This is a genomic window from Vreelandella azerica, assembly GCF_013112225.1.
Lineage (GTDB): Bacteria > Pseudomonadota > Gammaproteobacteria > Pseudomonadales > Halomonadaceae > Vreelandella > Vreelandella azerica.
In genome coordinates, this window is sequence record NZ_JABFHI010000004.1 from 1 (window position 1) to 20281 (window position 20281).

The following is a 20281-nucleotide window of genomic DNA, read 5'->3' on the forward strand; positions in this document are numbered from 1 at the left end:
TCGGCGGTATAGCATCCCGGTAGAACGGCTACAGCGCTTTAATCCTGATGTTAACCCCCAACGTTTATTAGTTGGCCAACAGCTGCTCATTCCCCTGCAACAGGAACGCGCGCCTTCGGCTGGCCCCTATCGCTACCAGATTCGCGCAGGTGACACCTTCGCTGGCATCGCGCGCCATTTTGGTGCCCGCACCCAGGATTTGATCAACGCCAACCCTGGTGTCACCCCCACCGCCCTGCGAATTGGCCAACTGGTCAATGTGCCGCTTTCCGGCGCTGCCAATCGCCCGCAACCAACCTCCAACAACACAACAGCTAGCCGACCGCCGCCTACTGGCAACCTGCCCACATCCGCACGCCGCTGGCCCTGGCCATTGGACGACTACCGGATTGTGCGGCGTTTCGGGCCAGATGAGCGTGGCACTCTGCAGCCCATGTTACTGGCCACCCAGGCAGGCGCTCAGGCAACTGCCGTTGCCTCAGGGGATGTACGTTTTGCGGGCAGCATGCGACAGCTTGGTCAGGTCGTTATCGTTCACCATCCGGACAACCTGCAAAGCGTCTACGCCCTGTGCTCGGAATTACTGGTCGAAGAAGACACCCAGGTGGCCCGTGGCGATGCTTTATGTGAGGTAGGGCTAAACCGTAACGGGCGCCATGACTTGCTGTTTGACCTGCGCCAGGGCGGCAACCCTATCGACCCTCGCCGGGTACTGAAGTAAGCGTAAGCGTTGCCTCAGCCGCGATAATAACCGGGGGTGATAAACGGCATTTTTGTCACGACCATCGGCTGGTGTTTGCCACGTACCAGGGCAAATACCCGGGAACCTGGGCTTTCCCACTCGCGCTCCACATAGCCCATGGCGATCGGCTTGCCGACGCTGGGTCCAAACCCGCCGGATGTCACTACACCCAACTCGTTACCATCTGCATCGACCAATAAGGCACCTTCCCGCACCGGTGCTTTACCTTCTGCCACTAGGCCAACCCGCTTGCGCGTATGGTCTTTAGCGTCTACCTGATGCAGCACCAGATCAGCCCCTGGAAAACCAGCAGCACGATCACCGCCAAAACGGCGCGGCTTGCTGATAGCCCAAATTAGGCTTGCTTCAACCGGCGTTGTCTGGGTATCCATATCATGGCCATAAAGGCATAGGCCCGCTTCAAGGCGCAGTGAATCCCGCGCGCCCAGGCCAATGGCCTCTACTTCCGGTTCGGCCAGAAGGCGCCGTGCAAAGGCTTCTGCGGCATGCCCTGCTACCGAGATTTCAAAGCCATCCTCACCGGTATAACCACTGCGGCTCACCCAGATCTCCTCGCCTGCCAGCCCGTCACCTTCTTTCAGAGTGAAACGTTGATGCTGCATGAACACCAACGCACAGGCTTCAGGACAAAGACGCGCCATCACATCCTTCGCCTGCGGCCCTTGTAGCGCCAGCAAGGCACGCTCTTCCAGATAGACAATCTCCTGCTGGTCGCCAAGATTAACCCTCAGATGAGCAAGATCCTGCTCCTTGCATGCGGCGTTCACCACCAGATAAAAATGATCCCCTGCATTAACGATCATCAGGTCATCCAAGATGCCGCCTTCAGTGCTGGTGAACAGACCATAGCGTTGCGCTCCTTCTGTCAAACCAAGGATATCCACCGGCATCAAGGTCTCCAACGCAAGCGCCGTCTGTTCACCGCTAACAGTTATCTGCCCCATGTGGGACACATCGAAGAGCCCGCATTTTGCTCGGGTATGCTCATGCTCTTTCTTGACGCCCAACGGATACTGTACCGGCATGTCGTAGCCAGCAAAGGGCACCATTTTCGCACCCAGTTCCAGATGAAGATCATGCAGCGGGGTCTTTTTCAGCTCGTTCATTCAATTTTCCTCCTGGCTTAAAAAAACCCGGGAAGACACTCAAGGTGGCTTCCCGGCTTTTATTACCTATTTACCCTGCGGCGCTCCGGCGCCGCACAAGGTTCACTCAGTTTCAGGTGAGTGTTCACGCATGAACACTCACCCTTACCTTATGATTTCTTGTCGTGATCCAGCTCTTCGCCCGGCAGAATATCCTTGCCGTCAAAATAGTCACGGGTCAGCTTGAACACGACCGGCGACAGCAGCGCCAGGGCAATCAGGTTGGGAATTGCCATCATCGCATTAAAGGTATCAGCCATCAGCCAGATAAAGCCCAGGTTTGCCATGGCGCCAAGCGGAATCGCCAGCACGAACAATACCCGATAGAGCATGATGGAACGCGTACCAAACAGGAACTGGAAGCATTTTTCGCCGTAGAAGGACCAACCAATAATGGTCGTAAAGGCAAATACCGCCAGCGCAATCGACACGATCTGGTTACCCCAGCCCGGCAAGGCCGCATCAAATGACAAGGCCGTCAGTGAAGCACCGGCCTCACCATCCACCCAGACCGTTGAGGTCAGGATCACCAGTGCCGTGATGGTGCACACGATAATGGTATCGATAAAGGTGCCTAGCATGGCAATCAAGCCCTGACGAACAGGGTTCTTAGTCTTGGCGGACGCGTGCGCAATCGGGGCACTACCCAGACCGGCTTCGTTAGAGAAGATACCACGGGCTACACCAAAGCGAATGGCGGCCATCACCGCCGCACCGGCAAAACCACCCATGGCAGCATGCGGGTTGAAGGCGTAGTAGAAAATCATGCTGAAGGCTTCACCAATTTCACCTGCATTGATGATTAACACCAGAATACCCGAAAGTACATAGGCAATCCCCATGATCGGCACCAACTTGCCGGCCACTTTACCGATACGCTTGATACCGCCCAGAATGACCGCGCCTGAAAGCGCCATGATCACAATACCGGTCAACCAGGCAGGAATACCGAAGGTCGAATTCATCGCATCGGCGACCGAATTTGACTGAACGGTATTACCGATACCAAAGGCAGCTACGGCCCCGAAGAAAGCGAAAGCGCCGCCCAGCCATAACCATTTACGCCCCAAGCCATTTTTGATGTAGAACATCGGTCCGCCCACGTGAAAACCCGTGCTGTCTGTCTCTCGATAGCGCACCGCCAGTACGGCTTCAGCAAACTTGGTGGCCATGCCTACCAAGGCAGTAATCCACATCCAGAACACGGCGCCTGGGCCGCCCAGGGCAATCGCCGTGGCGACACCGGCAATATTACCCGTGCCTATGGTCGCCGAAAGAGCCGTCATCAAGGCATTGAAAGGCGAAATCTCGCCGTCATCATCGGTCTTGGTTTTACCATCAGGGGTATGTTTGGCATCACGCCCTTGCCACATCAGCTTGAAGCCCTCACCCAGCTTTCTGATCGGCATCAGTTTCAGGCCAATCTGCAGGTAAAGACCTACCCCTAATAATAAAATGAGCATCAAGGGTCCCCATACGACCCCGTTGATTGACCCAAAAATACTGGTCAGCATTTCCATTGTTTTTCTCCTGGAACCCTTTGCGATTGGTCTGCACAGCCGTCATACAGCGGCTGATGCAACGATTGGTATTGTAAGATGGCCATTGGCCACACATCGGCTTTTCAACAGCTGACCGAGACATTGGTACGCTTGAACCCCTTATCATCTGAATAACTCAGGATGACAGCGGCCAAGGTCGTACATTGCCCTATGTCCCGTTGCAGTATTGTCAAGAGGCGAATTTTATCAAGCCATTATTCCAACGCAATACGGTATTTTTATAGTGAGTGGATAGCATTTTAAACAGCATTATCAGAAAAACTGACTATATTTTCTGTCAGATCCAGTAATACCACCGCTATAAACTAAAACATGTCGTCCGTGCTGCAAAGGGCTAACAAGAAATTTGTTTCCTTTCGGAAACACGGTAATATGTGCTGATTACAGCAACTCACCACCTCCGAGGTGACGAGTGGAACCTGTCACGCAAGCCCATCAGGACAAGCATTGCCTCCCGGGTGGCTAATGGCAAGGTTCAACCAAAGCGCCCGTTTTTGATCCACATTCAATACAGGAAATATCATGAGCCAAGTTCCCGCGAATCTACATTACGCTCCTAGCCACGAATGGGTGCTAGACAACCAGGATGGTACCGTCACTATCGGCATTACCGACCACGCTCAGGAAGCTCTTGGAGACGTCGTTTTTGTTGAATTGCCCGAAGTCGGCAATACGCTGAGCAAAGGCGAAGAATTTGGGGTGATTGAATCCGTCAAGGCCGCCTCTGATCTCTATGCTCCTGTGAACGGCAAAGTGATTGAAGTCAACGAAGAGCTCGAAGACTCGCCTGAAACCGTCAACGAATCGCCCTATGAAAATGGTTGGATCATGAAAGTCCGCCTGGACAGCAGCATTGATGACCTGCTGGACGCCGAGGCCTATCAGGCATCGATTGACGCTGACGCCTGAGTCATCGCCCATGCTGTCTTCCGCTGCCCGCCAACCCTTGGCGGGCAGTTCTGTTAACACTGCCTGGCCTTCTTTAACGTCTGGATCTCGCACAATGTCTCCACAATCTATTGAAATGCGGCCTTTTGCGGCACGCAGATTGGCACAACTGGCTAATCACGACGCCTTTATCAAACGTCATAACGGCTCTGACGCCGTTGATACCCAGCGCATGCTGGACGCGCTGGACGTGCCCTCCATGGAAGTGCTCATTCAACAAACCGTGCCTGATGATATCCGTCTGGGACGTGAGCTGGATCTGGACGACCCTCGCAGTGAAGCGGAAGCACTTGATTACCTGGCCCAGCTGGCGCGCCAGAACCGCGTGGCCAAAAACTTTATCGGCCAGGGTTACTACGGCACTCAGATGCCCGCGGTTATTCAACGCAACGTGCTGGAAAATCCGGGCTGGTATACCGCCTACACGCCCTATCAGCCAGAAATTTCCCAGGGGCGTCTGGAAGGCCTGCTCAATTTCCAGCAGGTCATCATGGACCTCACCGGCATGGAGCTGGCCAACGCATCCCTGCTTGATGAAGCCACCGCTGCTGCTGAAGCCATGGCGCTTTGCAAGCGTGCCAACAAGAAGAGTAAATCCAATGCTTTCTTTGTGGCTGAAGACGTATTTCCGCAGACCCTGGATGTCCTCAAGACTCGCGCCCAGTACTTCGGCTTTGAACTGATTGTTGCCCCGGCTGACGCGCTGGAGCATCACGAGGTTTTTGGCGCCCTGCTGCAATATCCCGGCGAAAGCGGCCAGGTGAATGATCTGGCATCGCTGCTGGCCAACGCCCGGCAAAAGCAGGTGATGACCTGTGTCGCCACTGACCTTCTGAGCCTGGTGCTGCTAAAAGAACCCGGCGCCCTGGGTGCCGATATCGTGGTGGGTAATTCACAGCGCTTTGGGGTTCCCATGGGCTTTGGCGGCCCGCATGCGGCTTTCTTTGCTACCTCAGACAAGCTCAAGCGTTCAATTCCAGGGCGCATCATTGGTGTTTCCCGGGATAGCCACGGCAAGACGGCGCTGCGTATGGCCATGCAGACCCGCGAGCAGCATATCCGCCGCGAAAAAGCCACCTCCAATATCTGTACTGCCCAGGCACTGCTGGCCAACATCGCCGGGTTCTATGCCACCTATCATGGCGCTGAGGGCTTACGCACCATTGCCAACCGCGTGCAGCGCCTGACCACGATTCTGGCCCTCGGCTTGCAGCAGGCGGGCACCACTCTTGCCCACGACAGCTGGTTTGATACCCTGCGGCTGACCGATGTGGACAAGGGCAAGATTCACGGCCGTGCCATGACCCATGACGTCAACCTGCGCTATTTCGCCAACGGCGATGTGGGCATCAGCTTAGACGAGACCACCAGCGCTCATGATGTGGCCATGCTGTTCGATATCATTCTGGGCGACGAACATCAGCTATCCATCTCAGCGCTTGATGACCAGATTATCAGCAAGGGAATCACCGGCATACCGGCCAGCTGCCAGCGGGAAACCGATTTCCTGACCCACCCAACCTTCAAGCGCTACCGCAGCGAAACCGAGATGCTGCGCTACCTGAAGCGTCTGGAAAACAAGGATCTGTCCCTGGCGCATGCCATGATCCCGCTGGGCTCCTGCACCATGAAGCTCAACGCCACCAGTGAGATGATTCCTGTTTCCTGGCCGGCCTTTGCCAACCTGCACCCCTTTGCCCCACGGGAACAGGTATCCGGCTATCATCAGATGATTGATGAACTGGCGTCATTTCTGGTCGAAATCACCGGTTACGATCATATCTCCATGCAGCCCAATTCCGGTGCTCAGGGTGAATACGCTGGCCTGCTGGCCATTCGCCGCTATCAGGCGGCTCAGGGTGAAGCCCACCGTGATGTGTGCCTGATCCCCAGCTCTGCCCACGGCACAAACCCGGCGTCTGCCGCCATGCTGGGCATGCAGGTCGTGGTGGTGGAATGTGATACGGATGGCAATATCGACCTGGATGACCTGACCCAAAAGGCCGAAAAGCACAGCGACAGACTGGCAGCGGTGATGATCACCTACCCGTCTACCCACGGCGTATTTGAATCCCACGTCCGCGCAGTGTGTGAAGTCGTACACCGTCACGGCGGCCAGGTATACGTGGACGGTGCTAACATGAACGCTCAGGTGGGTATTACACGCCCCGGTGATTTCGGTGGCGATGTCTCGCACCTCAACCTGCACAAGACCTTCTGCATTCCGCATGGCGGCGGCGGCCCGGGCATGGGGCCAATTGGCGTCAAGGCGCACTTGGCACCCTATGTGGCCAACCACTCGGTCACACCGATTGACGGTATCGACAGGGACAGCGGCGCCGTTGCAGCAGCTGCGTTTGGCAGCGCCTCCATCCTGCCGATCTCCTGGGCCTACATCAAGATGATGGGCGCTCGTGGGTTGCGTGAAGCCACCGAGCTTGCAATTCTCAATGCCAACTACATCGCCAAGCGTCTGGAAGACAGCTTCCCGGTGCTGTATCGCGGTGAAAACGGCACCGTAGCCCATGAGTGCATCATTGATATCCGCCCGCTCAAGGCCGCTTCCGGAATCAGTGAAGAAGATATCGCCAAGCGTCTGATGGATTACGGCTTCCATGCCCCCACCATGTCATTCCCGGTGCCCGGCACCCTGATGATTGAGCCTACTGAGTCTGAGTCGCTGTATGAAATCGATCGCTTCTGCGATGCAATGATCGCCATTCGCGATGAAATTGCCAGGGTAGAGCGTGGCGAATGGACGCTGGAAGATAACCCCCTGGTCAATGCGCCACACACTATGGCCGACATCATGGCAAATGACTGGCAACGCGCCTATGACCGTGAAATCGGCGCCTTCCCGACTGAAGCCGTCAAGGCTGCCAAATACTGGCCTACCGTCAACCGCGTGGATAACGTCTTTGGCGACCGCCAGCTGATCTGTACCTGCCCGAGTATTGATGAGTATCGCGACCCGACCTAACAAGGCCTGAATAGTCGTACTCTACTCACTGCGCCCTCTACGCCAAGGCTACCCAGCCAGGCTATGAGGGCGTTTTCTCGATAAGACGCTGTTCTGTAAAGCCATTCAGAAGCTTCTCATAGCGTTTAGGTAAAGGCGCGCCTGCTCGATAGACGCAGTACAGCACCTCGTCCACGCTCTGGCTCAGCGCCAATTCCTTGACCTGGCGTTGCCAGGGCGATGTTTCCAGCACCAGCCGAGAGACCACGGTAAACCCCAGGCCGCGCGCCACGGCATCCAATACCATGGCAACTTCATTGGTGAACCCCTGGTGGCGGAAATGGCTCATCGAGCGAAAATCGTCCGCATAGTTGGCCTTCAACAAAGCGTTAGCATGGTTGATGCCATCGTAATAGTTGATAAAGCCAATCCCCATCAGATCGCTGAGGGTATTGCCCGCGAAATCGGCGGGAACCACCAGGCACAAGGGTTCCTGGTGCCATTTCTCACACACCAGATCAGGATGCTTGATCGCTTCCGTGACAATGCCGATATCATATCGGCCGCTGAGCAGATCCGCGCTGATCTCATGGTTAAAGGCAAAGCTGTAGTTCACAATCAGATTAGGCTGCATCTGCTGCTGGCCCAGGATGTAGGGGTACAACATCAGGCCCACGCTGCCGGGTGAGGCGATCCGGCATTCGCCGCTATCGAGCAGGTCATCATCCAGCCCATGGCGAAACTGCTCATGCTCAGCAAACAGCTTCAGAGCGTAGTCATAGGCCCGTCGACCGGCCTCAGTCAGGATGATTCGTCGCCCCTGGCGCTCAATCAATGCCTTGCCCAGGTAGGTTTCCAGTTTGCGGATATGCTGGCTCACTCCAGGCTGGGTCATCTCCAGCCGTTGTGCCGTACGCGTAAAACTGCCTGTCTCTACCAGGGTGATATAGGTTCGAAAGTACTGCGCATTAAACATAGCAAGCAGCCAACAGTGAAAATCTAATTATTTTAACATATTCATCCAGTTGCCCTCTGCCTCTGCCATCAGGCAACCCACATGCTAATATGGCGCACCTTGACGAAGACACAATGGAACCCGATCTATGAACAGCCCGCTTCAGTCGCGCCCGACGCTCTCCACGATCATTTCCCCGGAAGGTAGCCTGGAAGTGCTGTCCCAGCACGAGGTCAACCGCTTGCACTGCACCTCGAAGACGGGCTTGCATGACTTGCTGCGCCGCTGTGCCCTGGCCGTTCTCAATTGTGGTAACCCCACCGACGACAGCCTGGCCTTGATGGAAGCCTACAAGGATTTCGATATTGAGGTTCTCCAGCAGGATCGCGGCATCCGCCTCAAGCTGACCAATGCTCCGGCTGACGCCTTTGTTGACGGACGGATGATCCGCGGTATCCGCGAACATCTTTCCGCCATCATTCGCGATATTGTCTACGTCTATAACGAAATTCAGCAGCACCACCGCTTTGACCTGACCACGGGGAAGGCACCACCAATGCGGTGTTTCATATCCTGCGCAAGGCGGGCACCCTGCAGCCCGGACGGGACCCCAGCCTGGTAGTGTGCTGGGGCGGGCATTCCATTTCCCGTGAAGAGTATGAGTACACCAAGGATGTTGGCTACCACCTGGGGCTGCGGGACCTGGATATCTGCACCGGCTGTGGCCCAGGTGCCATGAAAGGGCCAATGAAGGGCGCCAACGTCGCCCATGCCAAGCAGCGCCGCCATAATGGCCGTTACTTGGGCATTTCAGAACCGGGCATCATTGCCGCAGAGGCCCCCAACCCGATTGTCAACGAACTGGTAGTGATGCCGGATATTGAAAAGCGTCTGGAAGCCTTTGTACGCCTGGGTCACGGCATCATCGTCTTCCCCGGCGGGGTAGGTACCGCCGAAGAGATTCTTTACCTACTGGGTATTCTGCTCCACCCCGACAACTGCGAAACGCCCTTCCCGCTGATATTCACCGGCCCTGCCGACTCAGCCGAGTACTTTGCCAGGATTGACGAATTTCTTGTCTACACTTTAGGAGAAGACGTTCGCCGCTATTACTCCATCATCACCGGTGATCCGGTGGAAGTCGCGCGCAAGATGCGCCACGGCGTCGATGAGGTAGCGGAGTTCCGCCGTCATCATCAGGATGCTTTCTACTATAACTGGCGTTTGACCATAGCACGGAATTTTCAGGAAACCTTCGAGCCCAGCCATGCTGCCATGCAAGCACTCAGGCTCGACCGCGATCAACCCACTCACGAACTGGCAGCCAACCTGCGACGCGCCTTTTCCGGTATTGTGGCAGGCAACGTCAAAGAAAAAGGTATTCGCGCTATCGAAAAGCACGGCCCCTTCCGCCTGCAGGCAGAGCCCGAACTGATGCGCCGGTTGGATGCCCTGCTAACCTCTTTTGTTGCCCAGGGGCGGATGAAACTGGATGGCCAGGACTACATACCCTGCTATGTTTTAAGTTGAATCACGTTTTAAACTGAACGCTCTGAACGCTATCACTCAACCAGGGAGCAGCATGCTGCGACTCTCCAATACGGTAACAATTGCTGAATGGGAAATTGAGCTTAACCCCATTCGCGCTCAAGGCGCCGGCGGGCAAAACGTCGTCAACAAGGTGGCGTCGGCTATTCACCTGCGCTTTGACATCCAACGCTCAAGCCTGCCGCCGTTCTATAAAGAGCGGCTGCTGGCATTCAATGATCAGCGTATTACCCAGGACGGCGTGATCATTATCAAGGCTCAGCGCTTTCGTACTCAGGAAAAAAACCGCGATGATGCCCTGGAGCGCCTGGCAGAGCTGATTAAAGCGGCTACCCGAGAACAACGTGCTCGCCGTTCCACGCGGCCCACTCGGTCAGCTAAGCGCAAGCGGGTAGACAGCAAGACGCGCAAGGGCAAGACCAAGGCGCTGCGTGGCAAGGTATCGCCTTCAGGGCATTGATTCACTCACTGGAGGCCTAGTGGCTATGGTACAAGGATTTCTGATTCTGCTGGTCTGCCAACTGGCAGGTGAATGGCTGATGGTCTGGTTTGGCTGGCCAATTCCCGGACCGGTGGCGGGCATGCTATTGCTGCTGGCAGGCCTGCTGGCCGTCGGCCGCGTGCCGGACAGCCTGCGCCTGCCCGCGGAAGGCCTGGTTCGCCACCTGTCATTGCTATTTGTACCCGCAGGCGTTGGCCTGATGCTGTTTGCAGACACTCTGGCGCAACACTGGCTGACCATTCTGGCCTCACTGATACTCAGCACCTTTCTCACCCTGGCGTTAACCGGCTGGATGCTACAGGCCTTTGAAAAGCGGCAGCAAAAAGGGAGGAGTAAGGCATGGAACTGACCAGTTTCTGGGTCTACTTCAACGCTCGACCACTATTCTGGATGGTAATCACCCTGGCCGCCTACCTGCTGGCCAGCGCCCTCAACCGCAAAGCGGGCGGTACTGCCCTTTTGCATCCGGTTCTGGTGGCTATGCTGATGATCATAGCGCTGCTGACCCTGAGCAACACCAGCTACAACACTTACTTCGAAGGCGCCCAGTTCATCCATTTTCTGCTTGGCCCGGCCACGGTCGCGCTGGCCGTGCCGCTGTTTGATCACCGCGCCCGTATTCGCCAGATGGTGGTTCCCATCATGCTGGTCTGTTTGAGTGGCAGCCTGACCGCGGTTGTCACTACATTATGGATTGGCCAGCTGTTTGGCGGCAGCGATAAACTTCTGCTCTCGTTGGCCCCCAAATCAGTCACATCTCCGATTGCCATTGGTATTTCCGAACAGATAGGCGGGTTTCCCTCCCTTTCTGCTGGCTTGGCCCTCACCACCGGTATGATCGGCTGCCTGCTGGCGCCGCTGGTCTTTCGCTTACTGAAAATACACTCAGACACATCCAGCGGATTTGCCCTGGGGATGGCCGCCCATGGTTTCGGCACTGCCTACGCCATGCAGCGCAGTACCCTGGCAGGCGCTTTCGCCGGCTTGGCCATGGGCCTGACTGGGGTGTTCAGCTCCATATTGATTCCCCAGATCGTCAAGCTGTTCGGGCTGGGCTGACCTGAAGACACGACAGCGCCGACGCTTCACTGGGAATCAGACAACGCCCTGGCTGCGCAGGTAATCATCGTAGCTGCCACTGAAATCGACAATGCCTTCATCACTCATATCCAACACCCGAGTGGCCAGCGACGAGACAAACTCGCGGTCATGGCTGACAAAGATCAGCGTGCCCGGATAATTTTCCAGCGCCAGGTTAAGCGCCTCAATGGATTCCATATCCAGGTGATTGGTTGGCTCATCCATCAGCAGCACGTTCGGCTGGGTCAGGGTTAGTTTGCCAAACAGCATCCTGCCCTGCTCGCCACCGGAAATCACCTTGACCGACTTTTCAATATCATCGCTGGAAAACAGCATCCGCCCGAGCGCTCCGCGCACCGTCTGCTCGCCGCCCTGGGTCCACTGGGCCATCCACTCGAACAGAGTGGCATCCACGGCAAAGTCATCACCATGCTCCTGGGCAAAGACACCCAGATCAGCGCTATCAGTCCACTTCACCTCTCCGGCATCCGGGTGAAGTTCGCCCGCCAATGTCTTGAGCAGCGTCGTCTTGCCAATGCCGTTGGGGCCAATAATGGCAATGCGCTCACCGGCTTCCACAGTCAGCGAAAGCCGCTTGAACAGCGGCGCTTCACCATAACCTTTACTGATGTTATCGACATTGACCGCGTTGCGATGGATTTTCTTGGCCTGATCAAAACGGATAAAGGGGCTGACCCGGCTGGATGGCTTGATGTCCTCAAGCTTGATCTTGTCAATTTGGCGCGCCCGCGAAGTAGCCTGCTTGGCCTTGGAGGCATTGGCCGAAAAGCGGCTGACAAACTGCTGCAGCTCGGCAATCTGGGCCTTTTTCTTGGCATTATCCGACTGCTGGCGCTCGCGCACGGCAGTGGCGGCGGTCATGTAGTCATCATAGTTGCCCGGAAACAGGGTAATCTCGCCATAATCCAGGTCCGCCATATGAGTACACACACTGTTCAGGAAGTGGCGGTCGTGGGAAATGATGATCATGGTACTGCTACGCGCCTTGAGAATATCCTCAAGCCAGCGGATCGTATTGATATCCAGATGGTTGGTCGGCTCATCCAGCAGCAGTACATCCGGGTCGGAAAACAGCGCCTGGGCGAGCAGAACCCGCAGCTTCCAACCGGGCGACACCTCACTCATCGGGCCAAAATGCTGCTCTAGCGGAATGCCCAGGCCCAGCAGTAACTCACCGGCACGCGGCTCGGCAGTATAGCCATCGAGTTCGGCAAAGCGCACCTCAAGATCCGCCACGGCCATACCGTCTTCTTCGCTCATCTCGGCCAACGAATAAATGCGCTCACGCTCCGCCGCCACCTGCCAAAGCTCGGTATTGCCCATGATGACCGTATCGATCACCCGCTCATTTTCAAACGCAAACTGGTCCTGGCGCAACTTGCCCAGCCGGGTACTGGAATCCACCATCACCTGCCCGGAAGAAGGCTCCAGATCACCCCCAGAATCTTCATGAAGGTGGATTTACCGCAGCCGTTGGCGCCGATAAGCCCGTAGCGATTTCCGTTGTTGAATTTGACAGAGACGTTTTCAAACAGGGGCTTGGCCCCAAACTGCATGGTGATGTTGGCGGTTGCGATCACAAAATGGTCCAATTGAAGTGCAAAAGTTCGCCATTTTACGCGCTATCTGCCCAGCATTCACCCCAACATGGCAGCATTAGCTCTTAAACACACCTTCACTACCGCAACCAACAAAAAGCCCATCACCACAAGCAACTGAAAAAAATCACAAAAGCACTTTCATTTTGAAAGCTGAAACGCTAGTATACGCACCGTCTTGAGGCACTTATCAGCGCTTCAAAACAGGCATCGGAGCGTGGCGCAGCTTGGTAGCGCGTTGCAATGGGGTTGCAAAGGTCGCAGGTTCGAATCCTGTCGCTCCGACCAGAAATTCAAAGGGTTAGCGCTTTAATTTTGCCGTTAGCATGTTCACGGCAAACAAACAGTCCAATGCTAGTCCACGCAAAAGGCCCTCTCAACATGACTTGGCAGTCATACTGAGAGGGCTTTTTGCTTTCTATCAAGTTAACTTCTTTACATAAGCACTAACTCAACTACAGTCGAAGCTCAAGCGATATTGGCAGGTGGTCACTCAGCTCCAGCCAAGCGGGATCATCATGAACCTTGAAGTCGACTACACGTGCAAGCAGTGACTGCGAAGCAAAGAGATAATCGATGTGGTAGGGACGACTGATACGGCGATGCATGAAGAATGTTGGCTGGATTTCTTCTCCTTGCGCTTCTCCCGTGCAACGATGATACAGACTTTCAATACCCAGTGACGCTAGCTGATTCACAACATCGGAATGATTCCACCAGCGATCCCACTCATCCCATCGAGAATTGCTGTTAAAGTCCCCAGCAATTATCAAGGGTGACTCAACAAAGCGTGGCCAATTATCTTGCAGATAACGCCAGAATTGTCCGATGTAGGCAAAGTTTGGTGAGTTCGCTTGCTTCGTCCAAACGCCAAGCACGTTCAACTGGTTACCAAAAGAGCACGGCAGGAAGAGCTCATAGATGCTCGCTGGCCAACTCAAATAGCCAAGCTTTTCAGGTGTCGGTGAGAAGATACCCAACCCTTTGTTTCGGTTGGCACCTGTCCATATGCCACCTGATGACCATTCCCGGTAACCCTCATGTCGAACATGATTCGGGTCTTCACACTCCTGAATCACGTAGACATCAGCATTGAGTTTCTCTAGCTCCAGATACTTTTTTCGGAATGCCCCGTGGCAATTCCAAGTAACGATCCGCATACAGTCCCTTCAGTCTCACGTGGCAGATACAAAACCACTTTATAACACATCCATAAGGTCGCCCCTCTGGCCTTCCCTTTACTCAGGCGTGTCGAGCGCACCTAGTGCCAAACGAAGGTGCTCTGTTGTCAGATGCCCATAGTGATCAATCGTTGTCGCTATGTCACGGTGCCCCATCAACTTCATGACCGTCATCAGATCGGCTCCCGACATGATGAGCTGAGAGGCGAAATTATGCCGTAGCGTATAGAGGTCAAGATCAGGGTCAAGACTGCCAAGCTTTTTGATGATCGGCCACGGTCGGCGGCCCAGCGCCCCGGACGAAAGTCGCCTACCAGTCCTGGGAGATGGAAAAACATAGCCAGTATTGGAACGACCATTCTCGTCCCACCATATCCGAAGCACCTCCAGCAGGCGTTCAGAGATCGGAAAGCTGGTCGGCCGAGTGCTATGGTGCGCTGTCTTCTCAATCACCTTGGTGATTATCTTTGTCTGGAAGTTGACGTTCTCCCAGCGCAGTCCGTAGACATCTCCTGGCCGAAACCCAGCGTAGTAAATGACCAGAATCGCGGGAACTACATAATCGACATACGTGAGGTGATCCCAGTCAGGAAGATGCCGATTCGACTTTTTGGTGCGCGAGCGACGCCGCATATCCTTGCGGTCTTGCGTGTAAAATTCGAGACCACGAAACAGCCCAACGACCTCATTATCCGTCAACGCCCTTCGTGAACGAATAATATCAATACCATGATCATCACCTGCAATAGGCTTTTTAAGTCGAATACCTTTTATTGGATTCTCAGAAATGAACTTCTCTTCGGCCGCCATGTTGAGCATGTTCTGGAGCACGTCATAAGACCGCTTGATAGTCAGAAATGCCAGTCCATTTTTTTCTAGCCCATGGTGCCAGCGAGTCACGTCAGACTTCGTTAGCTCTGTCATGCGTTTTCGATACCAAGGCTTGAAATGCCGTTCGATACGGTCAAGGTCTTCCTGACCTCTCTTCATACGTGCCTTATGCGGGCGGTAAACAGTTTCTAAAAATGTCTGAATAATCGAAGCATCCTCTCTTCGCCGTTGCTCTTCCTTGCGTCGTTCGGATTCCTTAGCAGCCTCTTCAACCAATCGAGGTTCAACGCCTTGAGAAAGACCTGTTGCCATACTCTTGGCCATCACCCTTGCCTCATCAGGAGAGACTGTTGGATAGCGGCCAATTTTGACCGTCGGTCTCTTACCCGTGAGCTTTGATCGATAGCGGAACGAAAAGGTCGTGACGTTACGGTTGTAAAGCGTGCAGGTGAAACCACTGGTCACAGTGTCGTAGATGATGCGGATGCCTTTTTGTCTTGCATACTTGATTGCAGACTCAGTGATCTTCCGCTTCAGGGTATAGTCAGTCATCTTGGATGCGCCCCCAGTGATGATTAGGTCTGGTCGGACGCCTGAACATGGCTGGGATGGACGGCTCAGAGAGTCGTCCGTTACGGCTCCAGATGATACGGACATTGCATCACTGGACTAGTATATTCCGCCTTCAGTGTCCAAAGTTAATATAAACCTGGAACCATACGGCGATCAAAATATTTTATTGATCAATATGTTATTTGATCTCTTTGCGTTTGGAGCCTTTGCGCCTAAGGGAGCGCTAGCAGGATGGGGTTGCAAAGGTCGCAGGTTCGAATCCTGTCGCTCCGACCAGAAATATCAAGAAAAACGGTCACTTAGCTAATCAGCCAAGTGGCCGTTTTTTTACCACCAACGTCATTGCTGCATATCACCACTCTGTCATTCCTGAATGCTTCTAGCAGGAATCCATTTTAACCTTGGTATGCTGCCGTCGACGTGCAGTTTAATGATGGACAATATCGCCCCCTCAGTTTTAATTTCCGTCCTTGAATTTGGCTTTGCAATTACCGCTCATACACATAATACAGTAGTGCTCTCTGTCTTCGTGTTGAGTACCCTCAGCGAGGGTAGCGCCGCAGCCGTTGCAGAGCAGGGTGCCAATGCCGTCTTCAACTTTCACAACTGCATGTTCGTAGTTCATAAAGTGCTCCGCGTAGAACCCATCCTTCAAGAACGGAGGGTAATAGAGTGTCGGCGAAAAAACGCTTTTGCTTCGTAACTTTCTCGACAGTACTACAGGGTATCAGTTCAGCCGCGCTGGTTAGCATTTCTCCCAGGGGGTTGTAAAAAATGCTCATGAGCTTTTCACCTCTATGGTAAGCGAATAGGCATCACCCACCAGCTGGCCTCGGCCAGGCGCTGTGTATCGATATCTCCCACACCGTTTTCGCGGGCATCCGGCGTATCCACCACGCTATCCAGGGCAAGTTTCAGACGGCGGGTTTCCATCTCGACATCAATTAGCTGATCGCGCTTGCGCACGTAGTCAATCGCCGCCTCAGGGTCGTCCAGGGTTTCGCCCAGGCCATGCCGTCACTCTTGCCAGGCCGAGATCACAGCGCGCTCCTCGTCTGACATCTTGGTGATATTACCCAGCGGCATATAATGGTTGCCAACCACTTGCTGGATTGTCTCCCGCTGACCAAGGGTCTCTTCCCAGCTCTCGAACACGTATCCCGCCGGGGGCGCATTGAAGCCGGCATGTTCAGGATTACGGGCATGGCACTGCACGCAGTGCTGCTCGATAATGGTGCTTACCTGCTCGCTCCCGGGTGCGGACGCTTCCGACGACGAGCCCGTAACACTGGGGGCGCCAACCCAGAAAGCCAGCACGATGAGCGCCCCACCGGCCACCAGATAAAGCGGCTTGTTGTGGCCAGCGTGCATCAGCACGAAGAACTGGCGAATCACCGCGCCCGCGAAAATCAGTAATGCCATGAGCACCCAGGCAAGCTCATGAGAATACAGAAAGGAATAGTGGTTGCTGATCATCAACAGCACCACCGGCAGGGTAAAATAGGTGTTATGCACCGAGCGCTGCTTGCCACGTTTTCCATCAAGCGGATTGGGCGCCTCGCCGGCCTGCATGGCCTTGACCATGCGCCGCTGGCCGGGAATGATCCAGAAGAAGACATTGGCCGACATGGCCGTGGCCATGACCGCCCCGGTCAACAGAAACGCCGCCCGCCCGGTAAACATCTGAGTGCTCAGATAGGCCACCACCACCATCATGACCGCCACGGCCAGACTCAGCAGGCCATCGCGCTCCATGTTGGGGCTGATGCGCTTGCAAAGCTCGTTGTAGACCACCCAGCCAGCCAGCAAAAACGCCAGCGCCAGCCCATTGGCCTGCCAGCCACTCAGTTCCGCCGCCCATGCCCAGGGGCTATTGGTGTTGACCAGGTAAAAATCGGGGCTTGCCATATACAGCACCACAAACAGGGCAAACCCGCTCAGCCAGGTGGTGTAGGCTTTCCAGAATGACCAGTGCAGGCTGTTAGGCAGCTTGGCAGGGGCTGTGGTGTATTTCTGGTTGTGGTAGAAGCCGCCGCCGTGGACGGCCCACATTTCACCGAACACGCCCTTTTCACGATCTTCTGCTGCCTTGGGCGTTCGCAGGCTGTTATCCAGCATCACGAAGTAAATTGATTCACCAATCCAGGCAATCGCTGCTATGACATGCAGCCAGCGCAGCAGCAAATTGACGACATCAACAATATAGCTGTACATGGCACTCCCCTTTTACGCGTTAACTGCCGCGATAGGTGGTGTAGCCGTATGGCGAGAGCAAAAGCGGCACATGATAATGCTGATTGGCATCGGCAACGCCAAAGCGCAGTGGAATCACATCCAGAAAGCGCGGCTCAGAAGCGTCCTTGTGTTGAAGGCGCAGATAAACACCGGCGTGAAAGACCAGCTCATATTCCCCTGCTGTGAAAGCATCACCCTCAAGCAAGGGGGCATCGCAGCGGCCATCGTCGTTGGTGGTCACACTGCCGAGATGTTCTCGCTGGGTGGCTGACAGGCGATACACATCAATCATGATGCCTTGACCCGGGCAGCCCCGAGCGGTATCCAATACGTGGGTGGTTAAACGTCCCATTCTGACTCCTTTTTGGGTTAATCTAAAATATGTTTGCTTGCTTTATTGTATACAATATCGACTTTCAAACTCACACCATACGGGAGACAGCATGCCGCCCTCACCTTCACAACCGCTTCTTGAGCCACGCCCCAGCGCGCTTGACCTGGACACCTTCGTGGCCCATTACGGCAATATCTTCGAGCACTCACCCTGGGTGGCCGAGGCCGCCTGGCAGCAAGGCCTGAACACTGAGCATGACCATCCCGATCGCCTCGCCGAGTTGATGGGGCATATGCTTCAGCAGGCCAGCAGCGACGAGCAGATCAAGGTCATTCGCGCCCACCCGGATCTGGCTGGCAAAGCGGCCCTGGCCGGGGAACTCACTGGCGATTCGACCCGCGAGCAGGCTGGCGCCGGACTGGACCAGTGCTCGCCTGAGGAGCTTGAGCGCTTTGAGCGCCTGAACGCCGCCTACCAACAGAAATTTGGCTTTCCATTTGTGATTGCCGTCAAAGGCCTGGATCGCCACGCCATTCTTAACGCCTTTGCCGAGCGTATCGACAACGACCTGGCCACCGAGCGGCAAACGGCGGTTGAACAGATCATACGTATCGCCAGGCTACGCCTGCGCGCACGGGCCGACGGTTAGCGCCGGTGCTGACAGCGCCCATTGGCCCAGGTTTCCAGAATGGCGCGGTCGTCACCCAGCATCATCAGCGCAAACAGCCGCTCGGCAAGGGTCTGGCAGCGCGCCGTGCGCCGGGCAAGTAACGGTGTGGCGCGGGTGTCCAACACCACAAAATCCGCTTCCATTCCCTCGGCCAATCGGCCGATATGCCCATCCAACGACAGTGCCCGCGCATTGCCCAGCGTCAGGGCATAAAAGCCCTGCCAGGCGGTCAGCGCCTCACCGCGCAGCTGGCCGACCTGATAGGCCGCCTTGAGAGTGGCTAGTCCGGAAAGATCCGTTCCCGCGCCAATATCACTGGCCACGCTGACCGCCAGCCCGGCTTCCCGGGCGGATCGGCGATCAAACAGGCCGCTGCCGAGAAACATGTTGGAGCTCGGGCAGAAAGCGATATTGGCGCCCTGCCCGGCCAGGCGCGCGCGCATTTCGTCATCCAGATGAATGCCGTGGGCAAAGGTGCTGCGCGGCCCGACCAGGCCGGACTGCTCGTAGACGTTAAGGTAGTCGCGGCTCTCAGGAAACAGCTCGGCCACCCAGGCGATCTCGCCGGTATTCTCGGCCAGATGGGTCTGCAGCCACAGGCTCGGGTCGCTGCGCAAGAGCCCACCGGCGGCGTCAAGCTGCGCCCGGGTCGAGGTGGGCGCAAACCGCGGGGTGACGCTGTAACCAAGCCGCCCTTTGCCGTGCCAGTCGGCGATCAGCCGTTCGCTGTCATGAATGCCGCCGAAGGTATCATCGGTGAGCGCCTCGGGGGCGTGGCGATCCATCAGCACCTTGCCTGCCAACATGCGCAGCTCGCGACGTTGGCTGGCCGCGAAAAACGCCTCCATTGATTGTGGATGACTGGAACCAAACACCTGGGCCGTGGTGGTGCCGACGCGCAACAGTTCCTCGATAAAGGCCTCGGCGATGGCATCCGCATGCTCGCGCACGGCAAAGCGGCACTCTTCCGGGAAGGTATAGTCATTGAGCCAGTCAAGCAGCTGGCGCCCATAGGAGGCCATGATCTCCAGCTGTACATAGTGCACATGGCTATCGATAAAACCGGGCATGATCAGCTTGTCGCTGTGGTCCACGATCTCGATGCCCTCGGGCAACTGAGGCGCCAGACGCACGTAATCATCCAGCGCACGTATGCGGCCGTTTTCCAGCCACAGGGCGCCATCGGGCAGGTGCCGAACAGTGCCCGGCAAGGGGGTATCGCCGTCGCCCGGGTCGGCATCAAAGCTGAGCAGTTCGGCACGCAGCACAAGGCCGTGGCGTTGGAAAGAGGTTAACGTATCTATCGCGGTCATGGTCTCAGGTGTCGTCAGTATAAACAGAAGAGGTGGAAAATAACGGCTTTAACGCCTGAGAAG

17 protein-coding genes, 1 tRNA gene and 2 pseudogenes are annotated in these 20281 nt (G+C 55.6%); 9 read left to right on the plus strand and 11 right to left on the minus strand.

The window, feature by feature from the left end; translation table 11 throughout:
* Positions 1-721 (plus strand): peptidoglycan DD-metalloendopeptidase family protein (locus HLB35_RS10085; protein WP_171702495.1); only part of this gene is annotated, 721 nt, incomplete at its 5' end.
* 14 nt (positions 722-735) lie between these two features.
* Here the strand turns inward: HLB35_RS10085 and gcvT are convergent.
* On the minus strand, positions 736-1869 hold the full coding sequence (gene gcvT, locus HLB35_RS10090; RefSeq protein ID WP_171702496.1) for a glycine cleavage system aminomethyltransferase GcvT: 1134 nt from the start codon (positions 1867-1869) through the stop codon (positions 736-738).
* 149 nt (positions 1870-2018) lie between these two features.
* Positions 2019-3428, minus strand: a complete 1410-nt coding sequence (locus HLB35_RS10095) for an alanine/glycine:cation symporter family protein (RefSeq protein ID WP_171702497.1) — start codon at positions 3426-3428, stop codon at positions 2019-2021.
* Between the two features lie 564 nt (positions 3429-3992).
* Here HLB35_RS10095 and gcvH point away from each other — a divergent pair.
* Both gcvH and gcvP read left to right on the plus strand, forming a co-directional pair.
* The gene (gcvH, locus tag HLB35_RS10100) at positions 3993-4379 is read left to right on the plus strand and encodes a glycine cleavage system protein GcvH (RefSeq protein ID WP_171702498.1); all 387 of its coding nucleotides are present in this window, start codon (positions 3993-3995) and stop codon (positions 4377-4379) included.
* A 94-nt stretch (positions 4380-4473) separates the two neighbouring features.
* Positions 4474-7398, plus strand: a complete 2925-nt coding sequence (gcvP, locus tag HLB35_RS10105) for an aminomethyl-transferring glycine dehydrogenase (RefSeq protein WP_171702499.1) — start codon at positions 4474-4476, stop codon at positions 7396-7398.
* A gap of 61 nt (positions 7399-7459) precedes the next feature.
* Here the strand turns inward: gcvP and HLB35_RS10110 are convergent, their stop codons facing one another.
* Positions 7460-8353 carry a LysR family transcriptional regulator gene (locus tag HLB35_RS10110; protein WP_171702500.1) on the minus strand — a complete coding sequence of 298 codons (894 nt, stop codon included), beginning with the start codon at positions 8351-8353 and terminating at the stop codon, positions 7460-7462.
* 127 nt (positions 8354-8480) lie between these two features.
* Between HLB35_RS10110 and ppnN the strand changes: the two are divergent.
* From ppnN to HLB35_RS10130, 4 genes and pseudogenes are all read left to right on the plus strand, one after another.
* Positions 8481-9862: pseudogene (ppnN, locus tag HLB35_RS10115) on the plus strand (nucleotide 5'-monophosphate nucleosidase PpnN).
* 52 nt (positions 9863-9914) lie between these two features.
* Positions 9915-10340, plus strand: a complete 426-nt coding sequence (gene arfB / locus HLB35_RS10120) for an alternative ribosome rescue aminoacyl-tRNA hydrolase ArfB (RefSeq protein WP_171702501.1) — start codon at positions 9915-9917, stop codon at positions 10338-10340.
* 25 nt (positions 10341-10365) lie between these two features.
* Entirely contained in the window at positions 10366-10731 is a 366-nt protein-coding gene (locus tag HLB35_RS10125; RefSeq protein WP_171702766.1) for a CidA/LrgA family protein, read from the plus strand.
* Complete coding sequence (locus tag HLB35_RS10130) at positions 10722-11441, plus strand: LrgB family protein (protein WP_171702502.1); 720 nt, start codon at positions 10722-10724, stop codon at positions 11439-11441. Before HLB35_RS10125 ends, HLB35_RS10130 begins: the two co-directional genes overlap by 10 nt.
* 36 nt (positions 11442-11477) lie before the next feature.
* Here HLB35_RS10130 and HLB35_RS10135 read toward each other — a convergent pair.
* Positions 11478-13063: pseudogene (locus HLB35_RS10135) on the minus strand (ABC-F family ATPase).
* Between the two features lie 229 nt (positions 13064-13292).
* On the opposite strand from HLB35_RS10135, the gene HLB35_RS10140 reads away from it, so the two are divergent.
* A tRNA-Pro gene (locus tag HLB35_RS10140) sits at positions 13293-13369 on the plus strand.
* A 167-nt stretch (positions 13370-13536) separates the two neighbouring features.
* On the opposite strand, the gene HLB35_RS10145 is transcribed toward HLB35_RS10140, so the two are convergent.
* The 6 genes from HLB35_RS10145 to uraH all read right to left on the minus strand — a co-directional run bounded on the left by HLB35_RS10145 (position 13537) and on the right by uraH (position 18253).
* Positions 13537-14241 carry an endonuclease/exonuclease/phosphatase family protein gene (locus tag HLB35_RS10145; RefSeq protein WP_171702503.1) on the minus strand — a complete coding sequence of 235 codons (705 nt, stop codon included), beginning with the start codon at positions 14239-14241 and terminating at the stop codon, positions 13537-13539.
* A gap of 78 nt (positions 14242-14319) precedes the next feature.
* Complete coding sequence (locus tag HLB35_RS10150; protein WP_171702504.1) at positions 14320-15645, minus strand: integrase family protein; 1326 nt, start codon at positions 15643-15645, stop codon at positions 14320-14322.
* A gap of 478 nt (positions 15646-16123) precedes the next feature.
* Positions 16124-16291: a hypothetical protein gene (locus HLB35_RS10155; protein WP_171702505.1), complete on the minus strand. Its 168-nt coding sequence runs from the start codon at positions 16289-16291 to the stop codon at positions 16124-16126.
* Between the two features lie 170 nt (positions 16292-16461).
* On the minus strand, positions 16462-16632 hold the full coding sequence (locus HLB35_RS10160) for a hypothetical protein (protein WP_235937131.1): 171 nt from the start codon (positions 16630-16632) through the stop codon (positions 16462-16464).
* 51 nt (positions 16633-16683) lie between these two features.
* A complete protein-coding gene (locus tag HLB35_RS10165; protein WP_171702506.1) occupies positions 16684-17880 on the minus strand; it encodes a urate hydroxylase PuuD in 1197 nt (398 codons plus the stop codon).
* Between the two features lie 19 nt (positions 17881-17899).
* Complete coding sequence (gene uraH, locus HLB35_RS10170) at positions 17900-18253, minus strand: hydroxyisourate hydrolase (RefSeq protein ID WP_171702507.1); 354 nt, start codon at positions 18251-18253, stop codon at positions 17900-17902.
* A 91-nt stretch (positions 18254-18344) separates the two neighbouring features.
* On the opposite strand from uraH, the gene uraD reads away from it, so the two are divergent.
* Complete coding sequence (uraD, locus tag HLB35_RS10175) at positions 18345-18884, plus strand: 2-oxo-4-hydroxy-4-carboxy-5-ureidoimidazoline decarboxylase (protein WP_171702508.1); 540 nt, start codon at positions 18345-18347, stop codon at positions 18882-18884.
* Here the strand turns inward: uraD and guaD are convergent.
* Positions 18881-20218: a guanine deaminase gene (gene guaD, locus HLB35_RS10180; protein ID WP_171702509.1), complete on the minus strand. Its 1338-nt coding sequence runs from the start codon at positions 20216-20218 to the stop codon at positions 18881-18883. The two genes, uraD and guaD, sit on opposite strands and share 4 nt — an antisense overlap.
* Between the last annotated feature and the right edge of the window lie 63 nt (positions 20219-20281).

What these genes read in the sequence shown, in the direction of transcription:
- gcvT (WP_171702496.1), bottom strand. Translation starts at nt 1,869, where the DNA reads ATGAACGAGCTGAAAAAGACCCCGCTGCATGATCTTCATCTGGAACTG.
- HLB35_RS10165 (WP_171702506.1), bottom strand. Translation starts at nt 17,880, where the DNA reads ATGTACAGCTATATTGTTGATGTCGTCAATTTGCTGCTGCGCTGGCTG.
- HLB35_RS10110 (WP_171702500.1), bottom strand. Translation starts at nt 8,353, where the DNA reads ATGTTTAATGCGCAGTACTTTCGAACCTATATCACCCTGGTAGAGACA.
- guaD (WP_171702509.1), bottom strand. Translation starts at nt 20,218, where the DNA reads ATGACCGCGATAGATACGTTAACCTCTTTCCAACGCCACGGCCTTGTG.
- HLB35_RS10155 (WP_171702505.1), bottom strand. Translation starts at nt 16,291, where the DNA reads ATGAACTACGAACATGCAGTTGTGAAAGTTGAAGACGGCATTGGCACC.
- gcvH (WP_171702498.1), top strand. Translation starts at nt 3,993, where the DNA reads ATGAGCCAAGTTCCCGCGAATCTACATTACGCTCCTAGCCACGAATGG.
- HLB35_RS10130 (WP_171702502.1), top strand. Translation starts at nt 10,722, where the DNA reads ATGGAACTGACCAGTTTCTGGGTCTACTTCAACGCTCGACCACTATTC.
- uraD (WP_171702508.1), top strand. Translation starts at nt 18,345, where the DNA reads ATGCCGCCCTCACCTTCACAACCGCTTCTTGAGCCACGCCCCAGCGCG.
- HLB35_RS10150 (WP_171702504.1), bottom strand. Translation starts at nt 15,645, where the DNA reads ATGACTGACTATACCCTGAAGCGGAAGATCACTGAGTCTGCAATCAAG.
- gcvP (WP_171702499.1), top strand. Translation starts at nt 4,474, where the DNA reads ATGTCTCCACAATCTATTGAAATGCGGCCTTTTGCGGCACGCAGATTG.
- HLB35_RS10145 (WP_171702503.1), bottom strand. Translation starts at nt 14,241, where the DNA reads ATGCGGATCGTTACTTGGAATTGCCACGGGGCATTCCGAAAAAAGTAT.
- HLB35_RS10125 (WP_171702766.1), top strand. Translation starts at nt 10,366, where the DNA reads ATGGTACAAGGATTTCTGATTCTGCTGGTCTGCCAACTGGCAGGTGAA.
- uraH (WP_171702507.1), bottom strand. Translation starts at nt 18,253, where the DNA reads ATGGGACGTTTAACCACCCACGTATTGGATACCGCTCGGGGCTGCCCG.
- HLB35_RS10095 (WP_171702497.1), bottom strand. Translation starts at nt 3,428, where the DNA reads ATGGAAATGCTGACCAGTATTTTTGGGTCAATCAACGGGGTCGTATGG.
- arfB (WP_171702501.1), top strand. Translation starts at nt 9,915, where the DNA reads ATGCTGCGACTCTCCAATACGGTAACAATTGCTGAATGGGAAATTGAG.